26 protein-coding genes are annotated in these 23,605 nt (G+C 72.4%); 10 read left to right on the top strand and 16 right to left on the bottom strand.

The features are described 5' to 3' along the window. Nucleotides 1–144 precede the first annotated feature (144 nt). Genes ACFYOH_RS03005 through ACFYOH_RS02995 form a run of 3 tightly spaced genes read left to right on the top strand, consistent with a single transcriptional unit; the run spans nucleotide 145 to nucleotide 3,209 of the window. Nucleotides 145–1,437 carry a magnesium transporter MgtE N-terminal domain-containing protein gene (locus ACFYOH_RS03005; protein ID WP_388620496.1) on the top strand — a complete coding sequence of 431 codons (1,293 nt, stop codon included), beginning with the start codon at nucleotides 145–147 and terminating at the stop codon, nucleotides 1,435–1,437. Then, nucleotides 1,427–2,032, top strand: coding sequence for a DUF1003 domain-containing protein (locus tag ACFYOH_RS03000; protein ID WP_388620493.1), 606 nt, complete (start codon nucleotides 1,427–1,429; stop codon nucleotides 2,030–2,032). The genes ACFYOH_RS03005 and ACFYOH_RS03000 overlap by 11 nt, the downstream gene beginning before the upstream one ends. 43 nt (nucleotides 2,033–2,075) lie before the next feature. Further along, nucleotides 2,076–3,209 carry an Mrp/NBP35 family ATP-binding protein gene (locus tag ACFYOH_RS02995; protein ID WP_388620491.1) on the top strand — a complete coding sequence of 378 codons (1,134 nt, stop codon included), beginning with the start codon at nucleotides 2,076–2,078 and terminating at the stop codon, nucleotides 3,207–3,209. Nucleotides 3,210–3,254: 45 nt separating this feature from the next. On the opposite strand, the gene ACFYOH_RS02990 is transcribed toward ACFYOH_RS02995, so the two are convergent. From ACFYOH_RS02990 to sigE, 5 genes are all read right to left on the bottom strand, one after another. Beyond that, nucleotides 3,255–3,920 carry a hypothetical protein gene (locus ACFYOH_RS02990; RefSeq protein ID WP_388620489.1) on the bottom strand — a complete coding sequence of 222 codons (666 nt, stop codon included), beginning with the start codon at nucleotides 3,918–3,920 and terminating at the stop codon, nucleotides 3,255–3,257. A 239-nt stretch (nucleotides 3,921–4,159) separates the two neighbouring features. Beyond that, complete coding sequence (locus ACFYOH_RS02985) at nucleotides 4,160–4,609, bottom strand: sec-independent translocase (RefSeq protein WP_388620487.1); 450 nt, start codon at nucleotides 4,607–4,609, stop codon at nucleotides 4,160–4,162. Nucleotides 4,610–4,693: 84 nt separating this feature from the next. After that, entirely contained in the window at nucleotides 4,694–6,400 is a 1,707-nt protein-coding gene (locus tag ACFYOH_RS02980; RefSeq protein WP_388620484.1) for a S1C family serine protease, read from the bottom strand. Between the two features lie 133 nt (nucleotides 6,401–6,533). Beyond that, entirely contained in the window at nucleotides 6,534–7,574 is a 1,041-nt protein-coding gene (locus ACFYOH_RS02975; RefSeq protein WP_388620481.1) for an anti-sigma factor family protein, read from the bottom strand. Then, nucleotides 7,571–8,284 (bottom strand): RNA polymerase sigma factor SigE, encoded by a 714-nt coding sequence (sigE, locus tag ACFYOH_RS02970; RefSeq protein ID WP_388620478.1) that lies wholly within the window; start codon nucleotides 8,282–8,284, stop codon nucleotides 7,571–7,573. Before sigE ends, ACFYOH_RS02975 begins: the two co-directional genes overlap by 4 nt. A 246-nt stretch (nucleotides 8,285–8,530) precedes the next feature. On the opposite strand from sigE, the gene ACFYOH_RS02965 reads away from it, so the two are divergent. After that, nucleotides 8,531–9,229 carry an O-methyltransferase gene (locus tag ACFYOH_RS02965; RefSeq protein WP_388621062.1) on the top strand — a complete coding sequence of 233 codons (699 nt, stop codon included), beginning with the start codon at nucleotides 8,531–8,533 and terminating at the stop codon, nucleotides 9,227–9,229. An 84-nt stretch (nucleotides 9,230–9,313) separates the two neighbouring features. Here the strand turns inward: ACFYOH_RS02965 and ACFYOH_RS02960 are convergent, their stop codons facing one another. Together ACFYOH_RS02960 and ACFYOH_RS02955 are read right to left on the bottom strand one after the other, a co-directional pair. Next, nucleotides 9,314–9,481, bottom strand: a complete 168-nt coding sequence (locus tag ACFYOH_RS02960) for a DUF3117 domain-containing protein (protein ID WP_018544333.1) — start codon at nucleotides 9,479–9,481, stop codon at nucleotides 9,314–9,316. Nucleotides 9,482–9,625: 144 nt separating this feature from the next. Beyond that, complete coding sequence (locus ACFYOH_RS02955; protein ID WP_388620475.1) at nucleotides 9,626–9,790, bottom strand: hypothetical protein; 165 nt, start codon at nucleotides 9,788–9,790, stop codon at nucleotides 9,626–9,628. A gap of 61 nt (nucleotides 9,791–9,851) precedes the next feature. Here ACFYOH_RS02955 and ACFYOH_RS02950 point away from each other — a divergent pair, with 61 nt between their 5' ends. Continuing rightward, on the top strand, nucleotides 9,852–10,655 hold the full coding sequence (locus tag ACFYOH_RS02950; protein WP_388620472.1) for an enoyl-CoA hydratase/isomerase family protein: 804 nt from the start codon (nucleotides 9,852–9,854) through the stop codon (nucleotides 10,653–10,655). Nucleotides 10,656–11,170: 515 nt separating this feature from the next. On the opposite strand, the gene ACFYOH_RS02945 is transcribed toward ACFYOH_RS02950, so the two are convergent. From ACFYOH_RS02945 to ACFYOH_RS02935, 3 genes are read right to left on the bottom strand one after another with little or no spacing between them, the layout of a single operon-like run. Further along, nucleotides 11,171–11,812: a GNAT family N-acetyltransferase gene (locus tag ACFYOH_RS02945; RefSeq protein ID WP_388620470.1), complete on the bottom strand. Its 642-nt coding sequence runs from the start codon at nucleotides 11,810–11,812 to the stop codon at nucleotides 11,171–11,173. 5 nt (nucleotides 11,813–11,817) lie between these two features. Further along, complete coding sequence (locus ACFYOH_RS02940) at nucleotides 11,818–12,408, bottom strand: DNA-3-methyladenine glycosylase I (protein WP_388620468.1); 591 nt, start codon at nucleotides 12,406–12,408, stop codon at nucleotides 11,818–11,820. Then, a complete protein-coding gene (locus tag ACFYOH_RS02935; protein WP_388621060.1) occupies nucleotides 12,405–12,761 on the bottom strand; it encodes a DivIVA domain-containing protein in 357 nt (118 codons plus the stop codon). Before ACFYOH_RS02935 ends, ACFYOH_RS02940 begins: the two co-directional genes overlap by 4 nt. 149 nt (nucleotides 12,762–12,910) lie before the next feature. Here ACFYOH_RS02935 and folP point away from each other — a divergent pair, with 149 nt between their 5' ends. After that, nucleotides 12,911–13,771 (top strand): dihydropteroate synthase, encoded by an 861-nt coding sequence (gene folP, locus ACFYOH_RS02930; protein ID WP_388620465.1) that lies wholly within the window; start codon nucleotides 12,911–12,913, stop codon nucleotides 13,769–13,771. A gap of 58 nt (nucleotides 13,772–13,829) precedes the next feature. Here the strand turns inward: folP and ACFYOH_RS02925 are convergent, their stop codons facing one another. Continuing rightward, nucleotides 13,830–14,588 (bottom strand): TIGR00730 family Rossman fold protein, encoded by a 759-nt coding sequence (locus tag ACFYOH_RS02925; protein ID WP_351799286.1) that lies wholly within the window; start codon nucleotides 14,586–14,588, stop codon nucleotides 13,830–13,832. A 114-nt stretch (nucleotides 14,589–14,702) separates the two neighbouring features. Continuing rightward, nucleotides 14,703–15,782 (bottom strand): succinyl-diaminopimelate desuccinylase, encoded by a 1,080-nt coding sequence (dapE, locus tag ACFYOH_RS02920; RefSeq protein ID WP_388620462.1) that lies wholly within the window; start codon nucleotides 15,780–15,782, stop codon nucleotides 14,703–14,705. A 97-nt stretch (nucleotides 15,783–15,879) separates the two neighbouring features. On the opposite strand from dapE, the gene ACFYOH_RS02915 reads away from it, so the two are divergent. Both ACFYOH_RS02915 and ACFYOH_RS02910 read left to right on the top strand, forming a co-directional pair. Then, on the top strand, nucleotides 15,880–16,872 hold the full coding sequence (locus ACFYOH_RS02915; RefSeq protein ID WP_388620459.1) for a heavy metal transporter: 993 nt from the start codon (nucleotides 15,880–15,882) through the stop codon (nucleotides 16,870–16,872). A 286-nt stretch (nucleotides 16,873–17,158) separates the two neighbouring features. Next, nucleotides 17,159–17,575 carry an ATP-binding protein gene (locus ACFYOH_RS02910; protein ID WP_388620456.1) on the top strand — a complete coding sequence of 139 codons (417 nt, stop codon included), beginning with the start codon at nucleotides 17,159–17,161 and terminating at the stop codon, nucleotides 17,573–17,575. Nucleotides 17,576–17,647: 72 nt separating this feature from the next. On the opposite strand, the gene ACFYOH_RS02905 is transcribed toward ACFYOH_RS02910, so the two are convergent. Further along, on the bottom strand, nucleotides 17,648–18,745 hold the full coding sequence (locus ACFYOH_RS02905) for a bifunctional succinyldiaminopimelate transaminase/glutamate-prephenate aminotransferase (protein WP_388620454.1): 1,098 nt from the start codon (nucleotides 18,743–18,745) through the stop codon (nucleotides 17,648–17,650). A 141-nt stretch (nucleotides 18,746–18,886) separates the two neighbouring features. Continuing rightward, nucleotides 18,887–19,207, bottom strand: a complete 321-nt coding sequence (fdxA, locus tag ACFYOH_RS02900) for a ferredoxin (RefSeq protein WP_023546973.1) — start codon at nucleotides 19,205–19,207, stop codon at nucleotides 18,887–18,889. A gap of 296 nt (nucleotides 19,208–19,503) precedes the next feature. On the opposite strand from fdxA, the gene ACFYOH_RS02895 reads away from it, so the two are divergent. Together ACFYOH_RS02895 and ACFYOH_RS02890 are read left to right on the top strand one after the other, a co-directional pair. Next, nucleotides 19,504–20,544, top strand: coding sequence for a GNAT family N-acetyltransferase (locus ACFYOH_RS02895; protein WP_388621058.1), 1,041 nt, complete (start codon nucleotides 19,504–19,506; stop codon nucleotides 20,542–20,544). A 387-nt stretch (nucleotides 20,545–20,931) separates the two neighbouring features. Next, nucleotides 20,932–21,798 carry a tetratricopeptide repeat protein gene (locus tag ACFYOH_RS02890; RefSeq protein ID WP_388620451.1) on the top strand — a complete coding sequence of 289 codons (867 nt, stop codon included), beginning with the start codon at nucleotides 20,932–20,934 and terminating at the stop codon, nucleotides 21,796–21,798. A gap of 4 nt (nucleotides 21,799–21,802) precedes the next feature. Here the strand turns inward: ACFYOH_RS02890 and ACFYOH_RS02885 are convergent, their stop codons facing one another. Next, on the bottom strand, nucleotides 21,803–22,417 hold the full coding sequence (locus tag ACFYOH_RS02885; protein ID WP_388620448.1) for a response regulator: 615 nt from the start codon (nucleotides 22,415–22,417) through the stop codon (nucleotides 21,803–21,805). Then, nucleotides 22,414–23,604 (bottom strand): sensor histidine kinase, encoded by a 1,191-nt coding sequence (locus ACFYOH_RS02880; RefSeq protein WP_388621056.1) that lies wholly within the window; start codon nucleotides 23,602–23,604, stop codon nucleotides 22,414–22,416. The genes ACFYOH_RS02885 and ACFYOH_RS02880 overlap by 4 nt, the downstream gene beginning before the upstream one ends. Nucleotide 23,605: the final 1 nt, after the last annotated feature.

Here is a 23,605-nt window from a genome sequence, read left to right as displayed (position 1 = left end):
CCGGGGCGTGTTCGACCGGTAGGGGCTAGCCTGAAGCGCACCCGAGCGGGCAAATCCGAGCAATTCACCGATCTATTCACAAAGAATGCGGAACACCCCACCAAAGGGCGATTCCCAGGCCACATCAGCAGAGGAAGCAGAGCCATGGCAGCCGGCGCCCCCCGGATCTTCGTCTCGCACCTCGCCGGGGTCCCCGTCTTCGACCCGAACGGCGACCAGGTGGGCCGTGTGCGCGACCTGGTCGTGATGCTGCGCGTGGGCCGCAAACCTCCGCGCCTCCTCGGGCTGGTCGTCGAACTGACCACCCGGCGCCGTATCTTCCTGCCCATGACCCGGGTCACCGGCGTCGAGTCCGGGCAGGTCATCATCACCGGCGTGATGAACGTCCGGCGCTTCGAGCAGCGGCCCACCGAGCGGCTGGTCTTCGGCGAGCTGCTGGACCGGCGGGTGACGCTGGTGGAGACCCGCGAGGAGGTCACCGTCCTCGACGTGTCCGTGCAGCAGCTGCCGGCCCGCCGCGACTGGGAGATCGACCGCGTCTTCGTCCGCAAGGGCAAGAAGGCGAGCGCCTTCCGGCGGGCCAAGGGCGAGACGCTGACCGTCGAGTGGTCGGCCGTCACCGGCTTCTCCCTGGAGGAGCACGGCCAGGGCGCCGAGAGCCTGCTCGCCACCTTCGAGCAGCTGCGCCCCGCCGACCTCGCCAACGTCCTGCACCACCTCTCCCCCAAGCGGCGCGCCGAGGTCGCCGCCGCCCTGGACGACGACCGGCTGGCCGACGTACTCGAAGAACTGCCGGAGGACGACCAGATCGAGATCCTCGGCAAGCTGAAGGAGGAGCGCGCGGCGGACGTCCTGGAGGCCATGGACCCCGACGACGCGGCCGACCTGCTCGGCGAACTGCCCGAGGAGGACAAGGAACGGCTGCTGAGCCTGATGCAGCCGGGCGACGCGGCCGACATGCGCCGGCTGATGTCGTACGAGGAGCACACGGCCGGCGGTCTGATGACCACCGAGCCGATCGTGCTGCGCCCGGACGCCACCGTCGCCGACGCGCTCGCCCGGGTCCGCAACCCCGACCTCTCCCCCTCGCTCGCCGCCCAGGTCTACGTCTGCCGGCCCCCGGACGAGACCCCGACCGGCAAGTACCTGGGCACGGTCCACTTCCAGCGGCTGCTGCGCGAGCCGCCCTACTCCCTCGTCAGCTCCATCGTCGACACCGACCTGCAGCCGCTCGACCCGGACGCGGCGCTGCGCATCATCGCCGGGTTCTTCGCCACGTACGACATGGTCGCCGCGCCCGTGGTGGACGAGTCCGGGTCGCTGCTCGGCGCGGTCACCGTGGACGACGTACTGGACCACATGCTGCCCGAGGACTGGCGCGAGACGGAGTTCCACCTGAACGACGAGAACGAGGGGGTGGGCAGCTATGGCTCCTGAGCGTGACATCGCGACCCGCGAGCGCAACCCGGCGGGCGCCACCGCCGCCACCCGGCCCCGGGCACCCCGGCTGGACCAGCCGCGCCCGCCGCGCCGCCGGATCATCCCCGAGTGGGACCCGGAGGCCTTCGGCCGGCTGTCGGAGCGCATCGCCCGCTTCCTGGGCACGGGACGCTTCATCGTCTGGATGACGATCGTCATCATCGTCTGGGTGCTGTGGAACATCGCCGCGCCCCGCCATCTGCGCTTCGACGAATACCCGTTCATCTTCCTGACCCTGGCGCTGTCCCTGCAGGCCTCCTACGCGGCCCCGCTGATCCTGCTCGCGCAGAACAGGCAGGACGACCGCGACCGGGTCAACCTGGAGCAGGACCGCAAGCAGAACGAGCGGTCCATCGCCGACACCGAGTACCTGACCCGGGAGATCGCCGCACTGCGCTTGGGCCTGGGCGAGGTCGCGACCCGCGACTGGATCCGCTCGGAGCTGCAGGACATGGTCAAGGAGCTGGAGCACCGACGGCATCACGACGGGCATGTCCTATTCCCGGCGGAACGGTCAGATCGTTCTCCGGGACGTGACACAGACGACCGCTGAGGGGCATCCCGGACGCCCCTCGGCGCGCCGTACCATCGTCCTTATGGCTACGGAAGACGCGGTGCGCGAGGCACTGGCGACGGTGAACGACCCCGAGATCAACCGACCCATCACCGAACTGGGGATGGTCAAATCGGTGGAGATCGGGGAGGACGGCGCGGTCGCGGTCACCGTGTACCTGACGGTCTCCGGCTGCCCCATGCGCGACACGATCACCCAGCGTGTCACCGAGGCGGTGTCCCGGGTCGAGGGCGTCACCCGTGTCGACGTCACCCTCGACGTGATGAGCGACGAGCAGCGCAAGGAGCTGGCGGCGGCCCTGCGCGGCGGCCAGGCCGAGCGCGAGGTCCCCTTCGCCAAGCCCGGCAACCTCACCCGCGTCTACGCGGTCGCCTCCGGCAAGGGCGGCGTCGGCAAGTCCTCGGTGACGGTGAACCTGGCGGCCGCCATGGCCGCCGACGGCCTGAAGGTGGGCGTCGTCGACGCCGACATCTACGGCCACAGCGTGCCGCGCATGCTGGGCGCGGACGGCCGTCCCACCCAGGTCGAGAACATGATCATGCCGCCGTCGGCGAACGGCGTGAAGGTCATCTCCATCGGCATGTTCACCCCGGGCAACGCCCCGGTCGTCTGGCGCGGCCCGATGCTCCACCGTGCCCTCCAGCAGTTCCTCGCGGACGTGTACTGGGGCGACCTGGACGTTCTCCTCCTGGACCTCCCGCCCGGCACCGGTGACATCGCCATCTCCGTGGCCCAGCTGGTCCCGAACGCCGAGATCCTGGTCGTCACGACGCCTCAGCAGGCGGCGGCCGAGGTCGCCGAGCGCGCCGGTTCCATCGCCGTTCAGACCCACCAGAAGATCGTCGGCGTGGTCGAGAACATGTCCGGCCTGCCCTGCCCGCACTGCGGCGAGATGGTCGACGTCTTCGGCACGGGCGGCGGCCAGCTGGTCGCCGACGGCCTGACCCGTACGACGGGTACGACGGTCCCGGTCCTCGGCAACATCCCGATCGACGTCCGCCTCCGCGAGGGCGGCGACGAGGGCAAGCCAGTGGTCCTGACCGACCCGGACTCCCCGGCGGGCAGCGCGCTGAGGTCGATCGCCGGGAAGCTGGGCGGTCGCCAGCGGGGCCTTTCGGGCCTGTCTCTGGGGATCACCCCGAAGAACAAGTTCTAGAGGCCCTACGGCGAAGGGGCGCCGAAAGCAACCGGCGCCCCTCAGTCATGCGTAGGCGGCAACGTCCTTCACCACGGCGAACCCAAGCCCGTACGCGCTCATCCCCCGCCCGTACGCACCCAGGTGCACCCCCGCCTCAGTGGTGCCGGCGAGCACCCACCCGAACTCCGACTCCCGGTAATGGAAAGCGGCCGCAACCCCGTCCACCGGCAGAGAGAGCCGACTCCACTCCGGCCCCTCCAGATCGTCGGCCAAAGCCCATGCGGTCTCGGTCTGCTGCTCCAGCCAGTCGTCCCGCAGGCTGTGGTCCATCTGCGCGGGCCAGGTGAACGACAGCAGCCCCACCCCGGCCAGCCACGCCGCCGAGGAGACCGACGTGGCCTCCAGCAGCCCCGTACCGTCGGCGCTCCTCCGGGACGGCTGTGCGGCCACGGTGACGACCACCGCGAACTTCTCCCGCGGCTCACCGGCTGCGCCCGCCTCGCCCCGTAGGGAGGGCTCGTCGCCGTGCCCGATCGAACCGTGCTCGACGGCACCGTCGGCCGCCGTACCGACCTGCATCAGCCAGCGCGGCCCGGTGAACGCCTCGTCGAGGCCGTACCACGGGAAGGGTGCCTGCAGGTAACCGTCGACCGTACGCCGGGCGAAGGGGAGCTGTTGCGCACCCTCCGCGGCCGGCGCCTGCGCGCCCACCCGACTCGTCGTCTCCATCTGCCCGGACGCCTCCTCGCTCTCGTCGGACCGGGATGGCCCGCCCCCCTTCGGGCGTACTCGCCGGTCCGCACAACAACTCGGCAGCATATCCACACCGGTGAGAGCCGCAGGGCAGGCGCTGGATGCGTGGGTCGCGCGAACGGCCTGTTCACGCCGTGCGCGAGGGGTGCGCGCTATGAAACGCGTCACGTGCGTGGCGTACGCCCGCGTGCGCGTGTCGGCGCCGGGGCGTGCACCTAGGTGGCGTCCGCGTCGAAGGGCGGCCGCTCGTCCTTGCCGGGCTCCTCCGGCTTCTTGGTCATGTCGATCCGCCCCGAGGGGGCCGAACCCGAAGAAGACGCGGAGGACGCGGAGGCTTCGCTCTCCCGCCCGTTTACGGCGTCCGTGACCTCGGCCATCTCCTTCTTCAGGTCGAAGCCGTTGCGGATCTCCTTGAGGCCCAGCTCGTCGTTGTCCAGCTGCTTGCGGATGAACGTCTTGGGGTTGAGGTCCTCGAACTCGAAGTCCTTGAACTCCGGACCCAGTTCGCTGCGGATGTCCTGCTTGGCGCTCTCCGAGAACTCGCGGATCTTCCGGATCGTGCGCGTGACGTCCTGGATGACCTTCGGGAGCTTGTCCGGACCGAAGACGAGCACGGCGAGCACAATGATCGTCACCAGCTCCAGTGGTCCTATGTCATTGAACACCTGACGCTCCTTGCGATGTCCTCGGTCGCTCAACGGTACCCGGCGTTCCTGTCCGACCGGTACCGTCCCGAGGTGAGACTTCTGTCAGTTCTGCTCCGCCGCGCCCAGTCGGAGCGGGACCTCCTGATCCGTGCCGTCGCGCCGGACCGTCAGCCGCAGCCGGTCACCGGGCCGGTGGGCACGGATCTTGACGATCAGCTCCTCGGCCGTGTGCACGCGCTGCCCGTCGACCCCGGTGATGATGTCGCCCGCCTTGAGACCGGCTCGTGCACCGGGGCCGCCCCGGGTCACGGCGGGGCCGCCGTCCGCGCTCCTGCTGTCGATACGGGCGCCGTCGCCGGTGTACGCCGTGTCGAGCGTGACGCCGATCACCGGGTGGGTCGCGTGGCCGTCGTTGATCAGTTCCTCGGCGACACGCCTGGCCTGGTTCACGGGGATGGCGAAGCCCAGTCCGATGGAGCCGGCCTGTTCGCTCTCCGAGTCGGAGCTGCCGTCGGCGGAACGAATGGCCGAATTGATGCCGATGACCTGGCCCCTTGAGTCGAGCAGCGGCCCACCGGAGTTGCCCGGATTGATGGGGGCGTCGGTCTGCAGCGCGTCGACGTACGAGACGTCGCTCCCGTCCCCCTTCTCCCCGCCTGCCGTGATGGGCCGCTCCTTGGCGCTGATGATGCCGGAGGTGACGGTGTTGGCGAGGTCGAAGGGGGCGCCGATGGCGACGACGGGGTCACCGACCTGGACGTCGTCGGAGTTGCCGAGGGGCAGCGGGGTGAGCCCGGGCACCCCGCGGACCTGGACGACGGCGAGGTCGTAGCCGCTGTCGTGGCCGACCACCTTGGCCTTGATCGTGTCGCCGCTGCTGAACGTCACGGATATCTCGCCGCCTGGTCCGGCCGGCGCGACGACGTGGTTGTTGGTGAGGATGTGCCCCTGGGTGTCGAGCACGAAGCCGGTGCCGGTGTCCGACTGGTCGGTGCCGGTGACATGGAGCGTGACGACACTGGGCAGCGAGCGGGCGGCTATCCCGGCCACGCTGTACGGCGCCCGCCCGACGGGTACGTGTCCGGCCTGCGGCAGATGTACGTCGTCCCCCAGCCCCTGCCGCTGGACCCAGGCGCCGGCCACCCCGCCGATCCCCGCGGAGACGACGGCGACCGCCAGAGTCCACGCGACCAGCAGCCCCCGCCCCCGCCGCTTGCGCTGCCCAGCCGTCAGCACCCCGGCACCGGTCTGCTGCAACGCCCCCTGAGCGAACACCTGCTCCTTGGGCGAGCCGGTGGCCCAGGGGTCGTACCGCTGACCCGTCTCCGCCGCCGAGGTGGGCGGCAGCGGTCCTGCGGGGGCGGGGAGGCCGGGGGCGGCGGTGTGCGGCGCTGCTGTGGGCGCGGGTGCGGCGGCTAGCGGTGGCGCTCCCTGGGCCGTTCCCCGGGCCGTGGTGACCGCGGGGTGCTGTACGGGCGGTGCGGGCGCCCAGGGGCCCGGCTCGCCGTACGGCGGGGTGCCGTAGGGGTCGGGGTCGTGCAACGGCTTCGGCCGCTCGGTGGTGGGAGCCACCCAGGCGTTGTTCTCGGGCTCGGACTCGGGCTCGGTCGACGCGGCGGCTGCGGCGGTTCCATCCGCTCCGGCCCCGTCGGTCACCTTCGGCACCGGCTTGGCCAGCTCGAAGTCCCCGTCGACCGCGGCGCCGGTGTTGTCCGCCCCCGGCTGCTCGGCGTCGGTTCGGCCGGTCGGTGTCACATCCGCCGTTCCCTCCGGGGCGTCCTCCGGCGGGACACGGTTGCCCTTGTTCATGCTCTCCCCACGGCTGGCCGCGGCCGCGCGCTTCGGCGGTGGCCGCGGAACGTCGACTACGCCCCCGGGTCAACGCCGCGGGAACGGCCCGCACGAATTCAACCAGGTTCGCGGGCCGTGGCGCAGTGGCCGGTCAGGGGGTCTGGCGGGGTGTGGAGGCGGACGGTGCGGGAGCGGGGGTGGTGCCGGGGACGGGGGCGAGCGGCAGGCCGGAGCCGGTCACTCCGGGAAACCTGGACCAGGCGGCGAGCGGATAGACCACGGTGTCGTCGAGCGGACGTATCAGTGGGGAGACGGCGGCCGCACCGGCCATCACCGGCGCGGTCAGGCCGCGCGTGGCGTCGTCGCCGCGGGTCCCGCCGGTGCCGGGCGTCGGCAGGCCGGGCACCAGTGGCGCCGTCATCGACGTCGGGACGGCCGGCAACGGTCCGAACCGGGTACCGCCCTGGGCGAGCAGCGGTCCCACCGAGCGGCGGCGCAGGCTGTCGGGCGTGGCCGAGCCCGCGCCGGTGCCCGCCGGGCGCGCGGGTATCACATTGCTGCCGGTGCCGGTGCCGCCGCGGGGGTCCGCGGTGGTGTCACCGGGGACGGCGGTGGTCACGCCGCCGAGGGCGACCGCGGCCAGCGACACCGCGCCGGCGGCGGCGAACGCGAACCGCAGTCCGCGCGAGGCTGAGCGGCCGTCGTCCGGGCGGCCGACGGCGTGGATGCGGAAGCCGCGCTCCTCGGCGGCCGGGACCGGGCTGCCCGGATGCGCGGAGCCGTGCGAGCGGGCCGGGAGGTAGCCGAACGTGAAGCGCTCGCCGCGCTTCAGCCCGAAGACGCCGGAGACTCCCGCCGGCCCGGTGGTCTCGTCGTCACCCGGGCCGCGGCCGAAGAGTCCTCCCCCCGGCGGCGACGTGCCGTCGCCGTCCGGGTCACCTCCTCCGGGGAGGCCCTGGAGGCGGGCCAGGAGGCTCGCCGAGGGAGGCGGCGGGGCCGTCTCCGCGAACACGTTCTTCAGTCGGCGCTGGGCGTCCGCCTCCGCCTTGCACCGGGCACAGGTGGCCAGGTGCGCGAGGACCCGCTCACGCGACTCATGACCGAGCTCTCCGTCCACCAGGGCGGAGAGCCGGTCTCCCAGGTGCTGCTCTGCGAGGTGTGCCTCCGCAGGTTTGGGCCGAGATCCACTCACGCGGTCGCGCCCCCTCCCCCCAGAGCGGGGACACGGGCCACGAAGGAGCGCCGCTCGGCCGCGCGGGCCTCCGGGGACCGGTGGGCGAGCGCCTTGCGGAGCTGGGAGCGGCCACGGTGGATACGGGAGCGGACCGTGCCGAGCTTCACGCCGAGGGTGGCGGCGATCTCCTCGTACGACAGTCCCTCGATGTCGCACAGGACGACGGCGGCGCGGAACTCGGGCGCGAGGGTGTCCAGGGCCTGCTGGACGTCGGCGTCGAAGTGCGCGTCGTTGAAGAGCTGCTGCGGGGTGGGCTCGCGGCTGGCCAGGCGATCGGCCGCGTCCTCGCCGAGGGCGTCGAAGCGGATGCGCTGCTTGCGCCGGACCATGTCCAGGAACAGGTTGGTGGTGATGCGGTGCAGCCAGCCCTCGAAGGTGCCCGGCGAGTACGTCGACAGGGAGCGGAAGACACGGACGAAGACCTCCTGGGTGAGGTCCTCGGCGTCGTGCTGATTGCCCGTCAGACGGTAGGCGAGCCGGTAGACCCGGCCGCTGTGCGTGCTGACGATCTCCTCCCACGTGGGCGGAGTCCACGCCTGCCCGTCCGCGTCGGTGGAGAAGGTCGCGGTCTGGGGGGCCTCGCCTGCGGCGAAACCGGCGTGGTGGTCAGCAGCGGTGTCGGTCACGGATTTCGGCCTGCCCGCCGACCCGAGGAAGCGCCGCAGCACTCCACCCCGGTCTCCGGGCGCAGCCGCACCTCCCCTGTCAGCTCTGGTGGTGTCCAGTGGAGCCCCTACCATAGCCACCTCGCCCGTTAGCTCCCCATAAGCGGTTTTACAAGAATTTGATCTGGGCTGACACGGCTCATCCGGCTGCGTCAGCAGTTGCGCGACGTCCCCATCCACCTCTGGCACCCCCGTCTTACCCCCGTCACGTCCCGGGCCACCGTCTCAACCCTTTTAACGCCTGGTCCTATCTGCGGGTTCCCGCCACCAACGGATACAGTCACGCCCAGGCAATCACGGGGACAGGAGAGGGTCATTACCGGCAACCGGCCGACGAGCTGGGCGTTCGCCGACGCCTTTGTCGCCGAGGACGACGCGCTGCGGTGGGCCCGCGACCGGGCCCGCGAGGCAGGGCTGCGCTCGGTGTCGCCCGGCACCGGCGCCGCGCTGCGACTGCTCGCCGCCTCCGTGGACGCGAAGGCGGTCGCGGAGATCGGCACGGGCTGCGGGGTGTCCGGAATCCATCTGCTGCACGGCATGCGCCCGGACGGGGTGCTCACCACGGTCGACCCGGAGCCGGAGCACCAGCAGTTCGCCCGGCAGGCCTTCCGCGCCTGCGGTTTCGCCAGCAACCGGGCCCGCTTCATCCCCGGCCGCGCCCTGGACGTGCTGCCCCGGCTCGCGGACGCCGGCTACGACCTCGTCTTCTGCGACGGCGACCGGCTGGAGTACCTGGACTACCTCGCTGAATCGTTGCGCCTGCTGCGGCCGGGCGGTCTGGTGGTGTTCGAGGGCATATTCGCCAACGGCCGTACGGTGGACTCCGGGCCGCAGCCCACGGAGGTGCTGCGGCTGCGGGAGCTGCTGCGCGCGGTGCGCGAGAGCCAGGAACTGGTCCCGTCGCTGCTGCCGGTGGGCGACGGTCTCCTGTGCGCGGTCAAGAGGTGAGGCCCGCCGCGGGGTCCGGGAGCGCGATCGCCCCGGCACCGCGTACGATGCCGGGGCGGTCCGAAGGACAGGATCGCTGGGACGTCAGACGACGACCTTCTTGAGGGCGTCGCCGAGCGCCTCGGCCTCGTCAGGGGTCAGCTCGACGACGAGTCGACCGCCGCCTTCGAGCGGAACGCGCATGACGATGCCCCGCCCCTCCTTGGTCACCTCGAGCGGGCCATCACCCGTCCGCGGCTTCATGGCCGCCATGCTCGTTCCCCTTCCTGAAACCAGCTCATCGTCTGCCGAGAGCCCTGGGAGGGCATCCGCGGTTCCGAAACGGACACGCGACACCGGCATCGAACACATTGCTTCCCAGCCATTATCCCGCATCGCAGGACCCGATGACCAACGTCAGTCGGCATCGCTTGGGCAACGCGCGCGAGCAAAACCACCCAATTCGGCGATGTGGCTGCGATACTGCACCGCCGCACCGACATCGACCGGCCGACTCCGCTCCGGATTTCTTTGACGCAGGTCACACGTCGGGTCCGGTCCTTCGGCGGCGATCTCGGCCATGCTGTCCTTCGTACGAGACGTACTGAGCGGTACGTCACCCGCGAACCGGAGGGGATGCGCCATGGCCGACACCGTGCTCTACGAGGTGAGCGACGGACTCGCGACGATCACGCTGAACCGCCCCGAGGCGATGAACGCGCTGAACATCGCGACCAAGGTCGCGCTGCGGGAGGCGGCGGAATCCGCGGCCGGGGACACGGCCGTACGGGCGATCCTGCTGACGGCGGCCGGGGACCGGGCGTTCTGCGTCGGCCAGGACCTCAAGGAGCACATCGGGCTGCTCGCGGCGGACCGTGAGACCGGGTCGGGGCAGACGATGACCACGGTCAAGGAGCACTACAACCCGATCGTGCGGGCGCTCTCCGGCGCGCCCAAGCCGGTGGTCGCCGCGGTGAACGGGGTCGCGGCCGGGGCCGGCTTCGGCTTCGCCCTCGCCGCGGACTACCGGCTGGTCGCCGACACGGCCGCCTTCAACACCTCCTTCGCGGGCGTGGCCCTGACCGCCGACTCCGGGATCTCCTGGACCCTGCCCCGGGTGATCGGCCCGAGCCGCGCTGCCGACCTGCTGCTCTTCCCGCGCAGCATCAGCGCCCAGGACGCGCTGGAGCTGGGCATCGCCAACCGGGTCGTCCCCGCGGCCGAGCTGCGCGCCGAGGCCGAGAAGACGGCGCGGGCGCTGGCCGAGGGCCCGACGGTGGCGTACGCGGCCATCAAGGAGGCGGTGGCCTACGGCCTCACGCACTCCCTCTCCGAGACCCTGGACAAGGAGGACGACCTGCAGACCCGCGCCGGCCAGTCCGAGGACCACGCGATCGCCGTACAGGCATTCGTGAACAAGGAGAAGCCGAAGTACCTGGGCCGGTGACGCGCCACCCGGCCCGGTGAGCCGGACCACCGCAGCGTCCCACGCTCGCTCGGGGCGGGGTGACCGGACCAGCGGCGCCATGATGCCTTCGGCGCTGCCCTGTCGAACGGCGGCCGGCGACAGCGCCACCGGCCCGTGCGGCCACGGCCCTGACGCGCGATGTGCAGGCCCTCCATCCCGACCAGCCGGCCGGGCGGGCAGCAAACCGCCGGCAGAGACCGCGGACCGAGCGGTTCTGGGGCGCGATGTGCGGGGGCCGCCGCGTCGGCCAGGCGGGCGGGCCGGCGGTTGGCTCAGGGGCTGCCGACAGCAACAGCGAACCGGGCGACGGCGCGCCAGCAGCAGTGACCGCGGACCGGGCGGCCCCGGCACGCGACACGCACAGCCACCGCACCGGCCAAGCGGCCGGGCGGGCAGCGAACCGCCGGCAGAGACCGCGGACCGAGCGGTTCTGGGGCGCGATGTGCGGGGGCCGCCACGTCGGCCAGGCGGGCGGGCCGGCGGTCGGCTCGGGGCTAGCGTGCGATGAGCAGGGACTCCGCGCCCACCGGGCGGTAGCCCGCTGACTGGAAGGCGCGGATGCTGCGGGCGTTGCCGGCGGCCTGTTGCGACCAGAGCCAGCGGCCCGGGGGAATGAGGTGCCGGGCGGCTGTGGCCAGGGCCCGGCCCAGCCCCCGGTGCCGTACCTCCTCGTCCACCTCGACCGCCGTCTCCCAGCGGCCCGCCACGCCCCGCCCGAGGACGACGACTCCGCCGTCCGTCGCCCAGACGCGCACGTCGTCCCGGCGCTCACGGGCGCTGTGCACGCGTGGATGGTCCGGGTCGGTGAGTTCGCGCAGGTCCACCGGGGGATCACCGGGCAGAGAGCTCGCCACGGTGAGCAGATCGACGCAGTCCGTCGTGCGGCCCGTGCGGGCCAGGAACGCGGCCAGGAAGCGGGGGTTCATCGCCGCCGCCAGCTCGTCGCAGTCGAGGGACGCGAGCGTGCTGTGCACCCACTGCGGGTCCTCGTCGGTGAACACCACCGAATGCGCGGTGAACGCGATCACCCCGGCGTCGCGGTGGCTCGGCTGCGGCACCACGGTCGTACCGCCGTCGGGCGCCGGGAAGCGCCCCTGCGCCGCCGCGTCCAGGATGTCGGCCAGGGTCGGGGTCACGGCGGTCAGGCGCCCGCTCCTCTCGCCACGCACGCCTCCAGGTGGTCGTCGACCAGACCGCAGGCCTGCATCAGTGCGTACGCCGTCGTCGGGCCGACGAATCTGAGGCCCCGCTTCTTCAGCGCCTTCGACAGCGCCGTGGACTCCGGGGTCACGGCCGGGACGTCGGAGACGGTCTTCGGGGCCGGGCGGCCGGCCGGGTCCGGGGCGTGGGACCAGATCAGCTCGTCCAGTTCGCCCTCCCCCCAGTCGGCGAGCACGCGCGCGTTGGCGAGCGTGGCGTCGATCTTGGCGCGGTTGCGGATGATCCCCTCGTCCGCCAGCAGGCGCTCGCGGTCCTCGTCGGTGAACGCGGCGACCTTCTCGACCCGGAAGCCGGAGAAGGCGGCACGGAATCCCTCGCGGCGGCGCAGGATCGTGATCCAGGACAGGCCCGACTGGAAGGCCTCCAGGCTGATCCGCTCGAAGAGGGCGTCGTCGCCGTGGACCGGACGGCCCCACTCCTCGTCGTGGTACGACACATAGTCGTCGGTGGACAGGGCCCAGGGGCAGCGCAGCGCGCCGTCCGGCCCGGCGAGGGCGGCGCCGTCGCTCATCGCTGGTCCTCGGGGTGATCGGGCTTCTCCATGTGGACGTGTGCCGCCGCGGCTCTGGCGCCGGCCAGCGCCGACTCCAGGTCGGCGATGCGGGCGTCCCGCTCGGCGAGTTCGGCGCCGAGCCGACCGAGGACGTCGTCGACGTCCGCCATGCGGTAGCCGCGCGGGGCGACCGGGAAGCGCACGCTGTCCACGTCGGCGCGGTTCACCGGGCGGTCCGGGGGCAGCGGGTCCTGCAGCCGCTCCGGTGCCACCTCGGGCAGCGGGCCGCTGCCGCCGCCGCCCACCACGCCGAGTGCCACCGCGGCGACCACGACGGCCAGCGCGACGACCAGGAACAAGAACATCACCATCGCCAGGGTCCCCATGCTCTCTGCCGGACACTCCGCCGGACGTCGAATGTCTCCGTCGAATCTCTCAGGGTCCGATCGTGCCATGCGAGTCTGACAGTTAGGGTCACAGGCGGCCGTGCTGCGGAACGTACTAGGAGAGGTCACAGCGGATGCTCAGGCTGGGCAGGCGGGAATTCGGGCCCTATGAGCCGGTGATCATGGCGATCGTGAACCGGACTCCGGACTCCTTCTACGACCAAGGAGCCACGTTCCGTGACGAGCCGGCCCTCGCGCGCGTGGAGCAGGCGGTGGCCGAGGGCGCCGCGATCATCGACATCGGCGGGGTGAAGGCCGGGCCGGGCGAGGAGGTCACGGCCGAGGAGGAGGCGCGGCGGACGGTCGGCTTCGTGGCGGAGGTACGGCGGCGCTTCCCGGACGTGATCATCAGCGTGGACACCTGGCGGGCCGAGGTCGGCGAGGCGGTGTGCGAGGCGGGGGCGGATCTGCTGAACGACGCGTGGGGTGGCGTCGACCCGGGACTCGCGGAGGTCGCCGGACGGTACGGGGCGGGGCTGGTGTGCACGCACGCGGGTGGCGTGCAGCCGCGTACGCGTCCGCACCGGGTGACGTACGACGATGTGATGGCCGACATCCTCGATGTCACCGTGGGGCTGGCCGAGCGGGCGGTCGCGCTCGGGGTGCCGCGTGAGTCGGTGCTGATCGATCCCGGGCACGACTTCGGGAAGAACACGCGGCACAGCCTGGAGGCGACGCGGCGGCTGGACGACATGGTCGCCACGGGGTGGCCGGTGCTGGTGTCGCTGTCCAACAAGGACTTCGTCGGGGAGACGCTGGACCGGCCGGTGAAGGAACGGTTGATCGGTACGCTGGCGACGACCGCGGTGTCCGCGTGGCTCGGGGCGCAGGTGTACCGGGTGCACGAGGTGGCCGAGACGCGTCAGGTGCTGGACATGGTCGCGTCCATCGCCGGGCACCGGGTCCCCGCGGTGGCCCGGCGGGGTCTGGCTTAGGTACCAGGGGGCCCGGCCCCCTGGACCCCCGTCCGCGAAGCCCCGCGCAGGCGGCCCGCTAGCGGCCCGCCTCCTTCGACACCAGTGCCACCGCTTCCTCCACCTCGTCCGTGACGTGGAACAGCAGCAGGTCCTTCTCCGCGGCCTTGCCCTGGGCGACCAGGGTGTTCTTCAGCCAGGACACCAGGCCGCCCCAGTACTCGCTGCCGAAGAGGACGATCGGGAAGCGGGTGACCTTCTGGGTCTGGACCAGGGTCAGCGCCTCGAAGAGTTCGTCGAGGGTGCCGAGACCGCCGGGCAGGACCACGAAACCCTGCGCGTACTTCACGAACATCATCTTGCGGACGAAGAAGTAGCGGAAGTTCAGGCCGATGTCGACATAGGGGTTCAGGCCCTGCTCGAAGGGCAGTTCGATGCCGAGGCCGACCGAGACGCCGCCCGCCTCGCACGCGCCCCTGTTGGCCGCCTCCATCGCGCCCGGCCCGCCACCCGTGATCACGGCCCAGCCCGCCTCCACCAGGCCCCGGCCGAGCCGCACCCCGGCGTCGTACTCCGGCGAGTCCACCGGCGTACGCGCCGAGCCGAACACGCTGATGGCGGGCGGGAGTTCGGCCAGCGTGCCGAAGCCCTCGATGAACTCCGACTGGATGCGCAGCACGCGCCAGGGGTCGGTGTGGACCCAGTCCGAGGGGCCGCCGGCGTCCAGCAGCCGCTGGTCCGTCGTGCTCGCCGTCACCTGTCCTCGTCGGCGGAGGACCGGTCCCAGACGCTGCTCGTCCGGCGGGATCTTCTTCCCCTCGGGGTTGCCGGTAGGCATGTGCGCTCCCTCCGCTCGGGGGTGGTTCCACCTCAGCGTAGATCCACGCCGGTTACGGAGGGGGGACATGTGTATGTCCGGCACGCGTGCGCCGTACGGGCGTCCTACGACGTCCTATGCGGTGAGCCAGGTGCGCAGCCGTTCCTCGCCCGCCAGGATCCTGGCCGTCTCCACGCGCTCGTCGCGCTTGTGGGCCAAGTGCGGGTTGCCCGGGCCGTAGTTGACGGCCGGGATGCCGAGCGCGGAGAAGCGGGAGACGTCCGTCCAGCCGTACTTGGGGCGCGGGGTGCCGCCCACCGCCTCGATGAAGGCCGCGGCGGCCGGGTGGGAGAGGCCGGGCAGCGCGCCGCCGCTGTGGTCGTCGACCACGAACTCCGCCACGCCGCAGTCCGCGAACACCTCGCGGACGTGCGCGATCGCCTCCTCCTCCGTGCGGTCGGGGGCGTAGCGGAAGTTGACCGTCACCACGCACTCGTCGGGGATGACGTTGCCGGCGACCCCGCCGCTGATGCGCACGGCGTTCAGGCCCTCGCGGTACTCCAGGCCATCGATGACCGGGTAGCGGGGCTCGTAGGAGGCCAGGCGGGCCAGGATGGGCGCCGCCGCGTGGATGGCGTTGGCGCCCATCCAGGAGCGCGCCGAGTGGGCCCGCTCGCCGCTCGTCCTCAGCAGCATGCGCAGGGTGCCCTGGCAGCCGCCCTCGACCTCGCCGTCGGAGGGCTCCAGCAGGACCGCGAAGTCCCCCTCCAGCCAATCCGGGTGGGCCATGGCCATGTGCTTGAGGCCGTTGAGCTCGGCGGCGACCTCCTCGTTGTCGTAGAAGACGAACGTCAGGTCGCGGTTGGGGGCGGGGACCGTGGCCGCGATGCGCAGTTGCACCGCGACGCCCGACTTCATGTCACAGGTGCCGCAGCCCCACAGCACGCCGTCCTCGTCCAGGCGGGCGGGCACGTTGTCCGCGATCGGGACCGTGTCGATGTGGCCGGCCAGGATCACGCGCTCGGCGCGGCCCAGGTTCGTGCGGGCGATCACGTTGTTGCCGTAGCGGTCGACCGTCAGGTGCGGCAGGGCGCGCAGGGCGGTCTCGATCGCGTCCGCGAGCGGCTTCTCGGTGCCGCTCTCGGACGGGAAGTCCACGAGCTGCGCGGTGAGCGCGGCGGCGTCGAGCGTGAGGTCAAGCGAGGTGTCGGCCATGGCGTCGACCCTAGCGCGCCGCTCACCGGGGCCGGCTGGCAAGCGCTGTCCGGTAACCCCCGGTGAGGGTCCGCCGGGCCTCCAGTACCTTGTACGCGTGCCAGAGCCGACCCCCACCCGTCCCAAGCGTCGCGGCCGCCTCCTCCGTTTCGGCGCGGCCCTGTTGGTCCTGTGCGGCGTCGCCGCGTACCTCGTGGTGCAGTACGTCACCGGAGGCGGCGGAGCGCGCGGCTGCAAGGTGGTCTCGGCCGACGGTGACACGACGTCGTACGAGTTCACGCCGGAGCAGGCGGTGAACGCGGCGACGATCGCGGCCGTCGGCACCGGACGCGGGATGCCCGAGCGGGCGGTGACGATCGCGCTGGCGACCTCCCTGCAGGAGTCGGGGCTGCGCAACATCGAGCACGGCGACCGGGACTCGCTGGGCCTGTTCCAGCAGCGGCCCTCACAGGGCTGGGGCACCGCGCAGCAGATCATGGACCCGGCGTACGCGGCCGGCATCTTCTACGCCCACCTCGCCAAGGTGCCGAACTACACCGATCTGCCGCTGACCAGGGCGGCCCAGGAGGTCCAGCGCAGCGGCTACCCGGAGGCGTACGCCAAGCACGAGTCGGACGCGAAGCTGCTGGCGGCGGCGCTGACCGGGCGGGCGGCGGCCACGCTGACCTGCGACGGGCGCCCGGAGACCATGGCCTCGGCGACGGGTCCGGACGCGGTGCGGGCCGCGCTGGTACGGGACTTCGGGCGGGACGCGCTGCAGGAGACCGGTGCGGAGGTGGGCGGTACGCCCGTGCCGTCGCCGTCTCCCGCGCCGAGTGTGACCGCGACCGCGCAGGGGCGGACCGTGACGGTGCCGGTGCCGCAGGGCACGAAGGTCGACGCGATCGGGCGCGGCGAGCGGCAGCGGGGCTGGCAGCTGGCGCAGTGGGCCGTGGCCAACTCCTCGGCGCTGCACATCGAGCGGGTGTCCTACGCGGGGCGGGAGTGGGCCACGGGGAGCGGCGGCGGGCAGTGGAAGGCGGCCGCTTCGTCCGGGGCCCGCGGTGCGGGGGCGTCCCTGGGGGTCGTCCGGATCGTGACCGGACAGTAGTACGGGAGATCACACCGAGGGGTTGTACGGCGCCGGTCCGGGCGGCGGCCGTGACGGTACGCGTACCGTCTCCGGAATCCCTGGGAAATCAAGGGCCGTAAGGATTCTGCGGAATTTCGGGCAGACGTTCTTTGCCCGTTTTTATCCACACCTGATAATGCGATGCGTTATCCATTCTTTACCTGGGGCGTCCGCAACCTTCGCGGGTTTCGAGCGGTAGTCAGGGCGTCCGAGCCACGAAGTGGACCGGACACAAACACCGTTCATTCCCGTCGAATGGAGCATCATGTCCCTCCCTCTGACCCGCCGGATCGCCCGTGCCGCGCTGCTCGTCGCAGCGGGAGCGGCAGCCGGGGTCGGTGCGGCCGGCTCCGCCGGTGCGGCCACGAACCTGCCGGCGGCGGCCCCGAACCTGGGCGGCCTGTCCGCCCTGGACACGGCGCACGCCGGCAACACGGTCGACGGTGCCGCGCAGACCGTCACCTCCCTCGCGGGCCACGCGGGCGGCAAGGCGGTCGAGCAGACGGTGCCGGCCGCGGGCAAGACCACGGGCGGTGCCCTGAAGAAGGCGACGCCGGTGGCGCAGAAGGCCGCGGGTGACACCGCCGGGGCGGCCGGGAGCGTCCTCGGGGGCGCCACGTCCAACGTGACGAAGGGCGGGGTGCCCCACCTGCCGGTGCAGGGGCTGCCGCTGGGTGGCTGAGCGCCGCTTCGACCGGTGACGGGGTCCAGGGATTTCCCTGGACCCCGTTCGCTTGTGCGCCTGCGCCGGGATCTACGCCGCCAGGCGCGACACCGCTGCCTGGATCCGTTCGTCCGTCGCCGTCAGGGCCACTCGTACGAACTTTTCGCCCGCCTCGCCGTAGAAGTCGCCCGGGGCGACGAGGATGCCCAGGTCGGCCAGGTGGGCGACCGTCTGCCAGCAGGACTCGTCCCTGGTGGCCCAGAGGTAGAGGCTGGCCTCGCTGTGTTCGATGCGGAAGCCGTGGCCGAGCAGGGCCGCCCGGAGGGCGTCGCGGCGGGCGGCGTAGCGCTCGCGCTGCTCGTGGACGTGGGCGTCGTCGCCGAGCGCCGCCACGACCGCAGCCTGGGTCGGTGCGGGGGTCATCATGCCGCCGTGCTTGCGGATCTCCAGCAGCGGGCCCAGGACGGCCGGATCGCCGGCGATGAAGGCCGCGCGGTAGCCGGCGAGGTTGGAGCGCTTGGAGAGCGAGTGCACGGCCACGATGCCGTCGTAGGAGCCGCCGTTGACGTCCGGGTGCAGGACCGAGACCGGGTCGGCCTCCCAGCCCAGCTCCAGATAGCACTCGTCGGAGAACAGCAGCACGCCGTGCTCGCGGGCCCAGGCCACGATGTCCGTCAGCTCCTGCTTCGACAGCACCTTGCCCGTCGGGTTCGACGGCGAGTTCAGCCAGAGGAGCTTCAGGGCCGCCGGGTCCAGGTCGCGCGGGTCGTCGTAGACCTCGTAGTCGGCGCGGGCGAGGCGGGCGCCGACCTCGTAGGTGGGGTAGGCGAGGCGCGGGTACGCGACCTTGTCGCCGGGGCCGAGGCCCAGCTGGGTCGGCAGCCAGGCGACCAGTTCCTTGGAGCCGACGACCGGCAGGACATGGCGGTGGGTGACGTCGCGGGCGCCCAGGCGGCGCTCCAGCCAGCCGGTGATCGCGTCGCGCAGCGCCGGGGTGCCCCAGACGGTCGGATAGCCCGGCGAGTCGGCCGCGTCGATCAGGGCCTTCTGGATCAGCTCGGGCACCGGGTCGACCGGGGTTCCCACGGAGAGGTCGACGATCCCGTCGGGGTGCGCGGCGGCCGTCTTCTTGTACGGCTCCAGCTTGTCCCAGGGGAAGGTGGGGAGCCGGTCGGAGACTGCGGACACGGGAATCAGGCTCTCTTTCGTACGGTGCGGCAAACGCCCGGTGCGGCAAACGCCTCGGTCCCGTACGGCCGCGATCTGGGCGATCGGGCCGTACGGGACCGAGGCGGCGCGTTCGTTGCGGGCCGCTTGGCGCTTAGACGGTCACTCGCCCTGCGGCGGCAGCGCGGCGACGAACGGGTGGTCGCGCTCGATCAGGCCCAGCTTGCTGGCGCCGCCGGGAGAGCCGAGCTCGTCGAAGAACTCGACGTTCGCCTTGTAGTAGTCCTTCCACTCCTCCGGGACGTCGTCCTCGTAGAAGATCGCCTCGACCGGGCAGACCGGCTCACAGGCACCACAGTCGACGCATTCGTCCGGGTGGATGTACAAGGACCGGGAGCCCTCGTAAATGCAGTCGACCGGGCACTCCTCGATGCACGCCTTGTCCTTGACGTCGACACAAGGCTGCGCGATGACGTAGGTCACGCTGTCGTTCCTCCTCGATAGGGCGCTGGCGGGCCTCCTCAGGCTCCGCCGCCTGGCGCGCGGGAGCGCGGCGTCGTCGATGCCCGCCTCTAGTATCTCCGTTCCGGAGCATGATCCGAACAGGAGGGGTGAACTGACCAGTGGAAATCTCGGCTGCAGGACGTCTGGAAGTCCGCATCACCCCTACTGACGTGGGAAAACGTGTTTCCGTACGGCGGTTGAGCGAACCCGGCGCGGCGCCGGAGAAGTTCACCGACACGGTGGGTGTTCTCACATCATGGGACAGTGGCGTGCTCATGATCACACGGCGGGACGGGCAGAGCGTCCGGATCGCCGAGTCCGCGCTGGTCGCGGGCAAGGTGGTACCGGCCGCTCCGGCGCGCCGCCGGGGGCCCGCCGCCTCGTACGAGGAACTCGCGCGGGTCTGCTCGCGCGGCTGGCAGCCGCTGGAGACCGAGCGGCTGGGTGAGTGGGAGCTGCGGGCGTCCGGCGGGTTCACCCGGCGGGCGAACAGTGTGCTGCCGCTCGGCGACCCCGGTCTCCCTCTCGACGCGGCCCTGACGGCCGTACGACGCTGGTACGGCGAGCGCGGCCTGCCCGCCTACGTCCAGACGGCCACCGGAGCCGAGGGCACGCAGGAGCTGCTGTGCGGGGAGCTGGAGCGGCGCGGCTGGGTGCGGGAGGTGACCGCCGAGGTGTGGACCGGCGGCCTGGCGCCGGTCGCGGACCGGGCCGAGGGCACCGGTGTGGTGCTGTCGCGGCAGGCGGACGAGGCGTGGCTCGCCCGGTACCAGCGCAAGGGGGTGAGCGAGGTGGCCCTGCGGGTGCTCGGCGGCGGGCCGTCGGTGTGGTTCGCGACCGCGCCCGGAGCCGAGGGCGAGGCGCCGGCGGCGATCGGGCGGTGCGTCGTGGACGGCCGGTGGGCCGGGTTCGCGGCGGTCGAGGTGGATCCCGGGCGGCGCCGGCAGGGCCTCGCCACCGAGGTGATGGCCGCGCTGGCCCGGCGGGCGCTGGCCGAGGGCGCGTCGGCGGCCTGGCTGCAGGTCGAGACGGACAACGAGGTCGCCCGCGCGCTGTACGCCGCACTGGGCTTCACACCGCACCACGCGTACCACCATTACCGGGCACCGGACGCACCGACGCCCGGCGCTCACGACCACGAGACGGCCATGTCCACGGGCCGGAGCGGCGCAGCGACCGCGGCCGGTGGCCAGGAGACGGCAGGCGCTGCGGTCGATGATCGGGCCACCGCCGGCGCTGCCGACGCGGCCGGGGCTGTCGGAGACGGCCGGCGCTGCGCGCACGGCCGCCGATCGGGACACCGTCAGCCCGGCTGACACGGCCGATACTGCCGAGGCTGCGGACAAGGCCGCCCCACACACGGCCAGGGCTGCGGACAAGGACGACGCCGCACACACAGCCGGGGCTGTCGGAGACGGCCGGCGCTGCGCGCACGGCCGCCGATCGGGACACCGTCAGCCCGGCTGACACGGCCGATACTGCCGAGGCTGCGGACAAGGCCGCCCCGCACACGGCCGGATCTGCCCACACGGCCGGGGCCGCGGGCTCGGTCGGCGACCGGGACACCGCCACAAGCGCACCAGGCTGCCGGAGGCGCGCCGCCCACCGCCCGGGACCGGCAGGTGACGGGCCCGGAGGCCGGGGGCTGAAGGAATCCGGGCCGGTCCGGTCGTAGAACCGTTGTGGAAGGGCATGAGCCTGGCATGCGTCACCCGTATCTGCCGCCGCCGTATCCGCCCCCGCCGGAGCGGTCGGCCGAGTTGCGTCGCAGGTTCGCCGACGAGGCGCGGTCCGAGCGGCCGGATCTGTCGGCGCTGTGCCTCCTGATCGGCGCCGAGGGTGACGGCACGCTGGACGAGGCGGGGATCGACGCCGCCCAGCTGGAGCTGGACCGGCTCGCGGGCGAGCTGCCGTACCGCCCCGGGGGGCCGCGCGCGTGGGCGGAGGCCGTACGGCGGCTGCTCGGGGAGCGCTACGACTTCCACGGGACGCCCGGCGACTACCAGCGGCTGGAGTCCTCCCTGCTGCACGAGGTGCTGCGGCGGCGGCGCGGGCTGCCGATCCTGCTGTCGGTGGTGTGGCTGGAGGTCGCGCGGCGGGCGGGGGCTCCGGTGTACGGGGTCGCGCTGCCGGGGCACTTCGTGGTCGGCTTCGGGGCGGCGGAGGAGCAGGTGCTGGCGGATCCGTTCGAGGGCGGGCGGGTGCTGACCGGGGCCGACGCGGAGATGCTCGTGGTGGGGGCCACGGGGACGCCGCTGGACGCCTCGATGCTGGAGCCCGCGGCGCCGCTGGAGGTCGTCCAGCGGATCCTGAACAACATCCGCGCGTGGGCCGCCGCCCGGCCGGAGCGGTCGGACGTGGCGCTGTGGGCCGTGGAGCTGGCCCTGCTGGTGCCCGCGCATCCGGCTCGGCTGCGCTACGAGCGCGGGCAACTTCTCGTGCAGCGGGGGGAGTTCGCGTCCGGCGCGGAAGAGCTGGAGTATTACGCCGAGTTGATCGAGGTGGTGGACGAGTCGGCCGCGCGCAAGGTGCGGGAGCAGGCGCACACCGCTCGCGCGATGCTCAACTGAATCCTCAGAGCCACCCCTTCTCCCGCGCGATCCGTACCGCCTCCGCCCTGTTCCGCACCGCGAGCTTCTGGATGGCCGTGGAGAGGTAGTTGCGGACCGTGCCCTGGGAGAGGTGGAGGGCCTTGGCCAGTTCGGCGTTGGTGGAGCCGTCGGCGGCCGCGCGGAGCACCTCGCGTTCGCGCTCGGTGAGCGGGTTGGCGCCTTCGGCGAGCGCGGCGGCGGCGAGCGTGGGGTCGATGACCCGCTCGCCGGACAGCACCTTGCGGATCGCCTCGGCGAGCTGGGCGGCCGGGGCGTCCTTGACGAGGAAGGCGTCGGCGCCCGCCTCCATGGCGCTGCGCAGATAGCCGGGGCGCCCGAAGGTCGTGAGGACGACCAGCTTGACCTGCGGGAACTCCCGGTGGACCTGGGCGGCCGCCTCGATGCCGGTGCAGCCGGGCATCTCGATGTCGAGCAGCGCCACGTCCACGCCGTGCGCGCCGACGGCGGCCAGCACCTGGTCCCCGCGCGCGACCTGGGCGACGACCTCGATGTCCTCCTCCAGCCCGAGCAGCGCGGCCAGGGCCTCGCGGACCATCGACTGGTCCTCGGCCAGCAGGACCTTGATCGTGCTCGTCATGCCCCGGATCCTACGTCCCCCCGGGGAGCCGACGGGACACGGGCGACCAGCCTGAACCCGTGCTTGGTCCGGCCCGCCTCCAGGGCGCCGCCGGCCTTCTCCAACCGCTCGGTGAGACCGATCAGGCCGTTGCCGGGCCCGCTGCCGTTGCCGCCGGATCCGTTGTCCTCGACGGAGAGTTCGAGCACCGCGCCGTCCAGGGTCTGACGGTGGGTGAGCTGGACGAGGCACTTGTCGGCGCCGCTGTGCCGGACCACGTTGGTGATCGCCTCGCGCAGCCCCCAGGCGAGCGCGGACTCGGACTCCTCGGGGACGCCGTCGAGGCCGGGCTCGGCGGGCACCTCGGCGCTGACACCGGCGGCGGTCAGGGCGACCTCGGCGCCGGCGAGCTCGGCGGCGAGCCGGGGGCGCCGATAGCCGGTGACGGCCTCCCGGACGTCGGCCAGGGCCTGCCGGCTGACCTGCTCGATGTCGGCGACCTGCTGGGCCGCCTTGTCCGGCTGGCCGGGCAGCATCCGCCCGGCCAGCTCGCTCTTCAGCGTGATCAGGGAGAGCGAGTGGCCGAGTAGATCGTGCAGGTCACGGGCGAGCCGCAGCCGCTCCTCGTTGGCGGCGAGCTGGGCGACGGTGGCCCGGGCCTTGCGCAACTCGACGGTCGTACGGACGAGTTGGCCGACACCGACCATCGCGAAGCCGATGAGCACGACGAGCACCAGGCTGTCGTCCGGTTTCTGGTCCCAGTGCCGGCCGACGAGGTACGTCACCACGCCCGTCGACGGGATCGCCCAGTAGGTGGCCCGGACCGGCAGGGTGGCCCCGCAGGCGACCGAGAGGTAGACGAACAGGCCGAGCCAGGCGGGGCCGAGGGTGTAGGCCAGGAGGGGGGCGAGGACGGCGAGGACCGAGAGCATCGAGACGACGACCCGCGGCGAGAAGGGCCGCCCCATGTTCCGGAAGACCAGCGACAGGTAGGTGACGACGAAGGCGGTCAGGCCGAGCGCGCCGGCCACCGTGCCGCCCGTGGTGTGCCGGCCGCTGGTCAGATCGTGGACCGGGGAGCCGAGAAAGATCAGCCAGACCCCGATCCACAGCGTCCTGACCATGAGCTCGCGCCGGTTGCGCGACCCCTGGCCGATCCGCACCTGGTGCCGCTGGCGCTGCTCGCAGGCCTGCGGGTCTTCCGTCATC

The sequence above is a fragment of the Streptomyces sp. NPDC007856 genome (assembly GCF_042868225.1).
GTDB lineage: Bacteria > Actinomycetota > Actinomycetes > Streptomycetales > Streptomycetaceae > Streptomyces.
The sequence above is the reverse complement of the archived record's forward strand: the minus strand, read 5'-3'. Positions and strand labels throughout refer to the sequence as shown.